The organism is Enterobacter sp. 01-M-02-SI-ECC (assembly GCF_047530595.1).
Taxonomy (GTDB): domain Bacteria; phylum Pseudomonadota; class Gammaproteobacteria; order Enterobacterales; family Enterobacteriaceae; genus Enterobacter; species Enterobacter cloacae_M.
The window spans coordinates 1-3,239 of sequence record NZ_JBLKCZ010000071.1; the positions used below are offsets into that span (position 1 = coordinate 1).

Annotated in this window: 1 protein-coding gene; it reads right to left on the reverse strand. The window is 50.7% G+C overall.

Annotated elements, in window-relative coordinates; genetic code table 11:
- Nucleotides 1–79: 79 nt before the first annotated feature.
- A complete protein-coding gene (locus ACMWLG_RS25535) occupies nucleotides 80–3,097 on the reverse strand; it encodes a Tn3-like element IS3000 family transposase (RefSeq protein WP_004199413.1) in 3,018 nt (1,005 codons plus the stop codon).
- Between the last annotated feature and the right edge of the window lie 142 nt (nucleotides 3,098–3,239).

The following is a 3,239-nucleotide window of genomic DNA, read 5'->3' on the forward strand; positions in this document are numbered from 1 at the left end:
AATGGGGTTCTAGGGATTTTCCGTCCAAAAACGACAAAGTGCTCTGGAGGCCGCGCCGTCCGTGGCCTCCAGAGGGGTATTACTTTTCGCTGACGGGTAAATATCCCTCGATTGAGCGCATAAGCTCCTCCAGATCTGGCAATTTTTCGCTCAATTCGAAGTGGTAAGTCCCCTTGAGGTTAATGTTGTGCCAGGCCACAGGGGATGCCTGTTTGACGATATCTATTCTCTTGGTATCTCCTTGGTATTCGAAGCTGGTCAACAGCTGGCTGAGTATCCTGGAGTTGAAGTAAACGATGGCATTGGTGACCAGGCGAGCGCACTCATTCCATAGCTGGATTTCTTCGTCTGAACTGCCCCGGAACTGATCCCCATTGACGCTGCTCACGGCCCGACGCAGTTGGTGATAGGCCTCTCCCCGGTTCAGCGCGCGCTGAACATAGTTTCTTAAACTGGCATCATCGATGTAGCACAGTAGATAATTCGCTTTCACCAGGCGATTGTATTCCGTCAGGGCTTCCAGCAGCGGGTGATTGCGCTTGTACTCCGAGAGCTTTCTCACCAAGGTGGCTTGCGTTGTTTTCCGCTGCTTAAGTGATACTGCAATCCGTTGGATGGTATCCCAGTGCTGCGCAATACGATGGGTATTGATTGGCTTTTTTAAGCACAGCTGAATTCGGTGTTCTTTGTCTTCCTTGACATCAAACATGTCATTGATCACTTTGCCAACCTGGGCATAGCGTGGGGCAAACTGGTATCCGAACAGATCCAGTAACGCGAAGTTCACATGGTTCACCCCATGGGTATCGGTTGAGAGCACATCCGGAATGATGTCTGACGTATTGCTCATCAACAAATCAAAGATGTAGTGCGATTCATGTTCGTTGGCGCCGATCACTCTGGCGTTGATCGCAGCGTGATTGGCGATCAAGGTCATGGCAGAAACACCTTTTTGAGTGCCAAAGTACTTCGACGAATAACGGGTTTTGAAGGTCTCGCGCCGGGCTTCGAACTTTTGACCATCGGCACTGGCGTGGATCACATCTTCCTGGATGTTGTAGTACCGGAAGATGGGTAGCTTGGCTGTCGCGTTATTGATGTTGTCGTTAGCAGCATTCAATGTTTCCAGGCGAAGATAGTTCGCCTGGATAGTGCTGAGCTGATCATAGGTACGATCAGAGATCTGTGCCATGCCGTAAATGCCTTGATTGGTTGCATTGCCGACCAGAATTGCCAACAGGTCATATTCATGGGAACGGCTTCTGGATTGGGAACCCAGCACATGAGCGAAGCAGTCAATGAAACCGGTGTCACGATCAACCATGCGCAGTACATCCGCAATCCCCGTTGTGGGAATTTGCTGGAAGAAGGGATTGTTGACCAGATGATGTTTGCTGGCCGAAGGCAGGCGCCAGAAGCGTTTACCCTGCGGATTACGCAAGATGATATTCCGGTTGTCTTCCTGTTCAAGATATTCGCCGACTTCGTACAAACGGGTATCCAATTCCATGGCCATCTGTTTGATCAGCTTTTCAGGCTCCTCCGCTAATTTTGTAAAATGGCTCTGTTGAAGCAGCGTATATTTGTTTTTTCGCCAATGTTCCCCGTCGATCAGGTCGGCGTCGAGTGCCCGGTATTTAGTGATATCAGGCAGCGTCAGCTGGCCATTCAGGCGATCAGGAATCTGTTGATAGAGGAACCACTCATAACGATCGATCAGGATATTCCCTTCACCATCCAGCAGGAATTCACGTGATTTTTTGGAAAGGAGTCTGGTGTCGGCAGTTTGCAACTGAGCGTCCTGGCCGTTGAGTTCGTTTTGTGTTTTCGCCAAGGCGGCCGCTAAGTGCTGGGTGCCGTCGCAGCCTTCGAAGCGCAGACATAGGAACAACTCTCGCAGCAAACCTTTCCGCAGACTTTCTTTCTCGTCGCAGTACTGCCACATGGCTTCATCGACCGATCGTCGCTGCTCGTTCAGGAAGAGACATACAGATTCCAGATCCCTTTTGGTCAGCAGGCTCAGTGCTTGCTGTCTTACTGTTGCAAACGGTAGTTGCAGATCAATGCTGTCATCAATGAACAGGTGCAGTACTTCAGCTGCCTTGCTGACATTTTTAGCTGCTTTTTGCCAATCCTTAAACACCGCTTCCTGCGCATAATCCTTTGCCTTCTGTTTGGTCTGTCTGACATGATGCACAAAGCCATCGGCAATACGTTCCAGCGCTTGCTGCCATCGCGTTTGAAGATAGCACAATAAATACAGCCATTGGCTGCCTACGGTTTGACGTTTCAGTTTGGCACCGTAGTAGTCGACTTTCTCTGCCAGGTGTTGCAGATTTTTCTGCGACAGTGATAGCGTGCTCAACAGCAGATCCACTTCCGGCATCCAATGCTGGATATGGCGATAGACAATCAGTTCTTTCTCCAACTCGGTTCCGGTGAAGTTACGAGCCGATTGTCGCAACTGTCGGAACGGCAGTGGACCTGTGCCGTTCACGAGCTCCGCCAGTGCTTGCTTAAGACCGCGTGACATTGCACGCTCAAGGTGCGCGGCCATGTGTTCCTGTTCGTCTCCCACCACCTGACTGATGATCTTTTGCAGCGTGCTGTAGGCAGGGATTGCGATCTTCTGCCCCGAACAATATTCATTGGCCGCATCGAAGAGGTGCCTAGGCGCTGTCCAGGCTCTGGCTTGCTGGGATAAGTAATCTCTCAACGCCGCTCCATGGTCTTTGACATTCCAGCGCTGGTAGTTGCAGAGCTGGAAAACACGTTGGTAAATCCGTTCGTTCTCTTTTGGCGTGAGATTAAAGGGTCTACAGCCTGGGCCTGGTAGAACGGTTTGATAAACGTATTTGAGGTCCTGCTTGATCTGATGAAAGCCGGGATTCAGCACCACCGGCTTGGCTTTGAAATAGCCCAGCAGTACCACCAGCATGTAACGCTGGCCCCGATGACGGAGGCTTTTAGCGATCGCCAGTTCCTTATCGTTCAGCGAGAAAAAGAAGCGTTGGTCGGCGGAGGTGAAAGCGGGGGGTCCATATAACTCATCTTGTTCTGCCTCGGACAAGATTTGGACACGTTCTTCGAATGCCATGGATTTAGCCCAAAAAGACTAAATCTTACTCAAACAGAGCCCAAATAGGGATCTCGAAAAAAGTAATACCCCTCTGGAGGCCACAGACGGCGGGGCCTCCAGAGCACTTTGTCGTTTTTGGACGGAAAATCCCTAGAACCCC

Excerpts from the sequence above, each read along its gene's own strand:
- ACMWLG_RS25535 (WP_004199413.1), bottom strand. The coding sequence starts at position 3,097 with ATGGCATTCGAAGAACGTGTCCAAATCTTGTCCGAGGCAGAACAAGAT.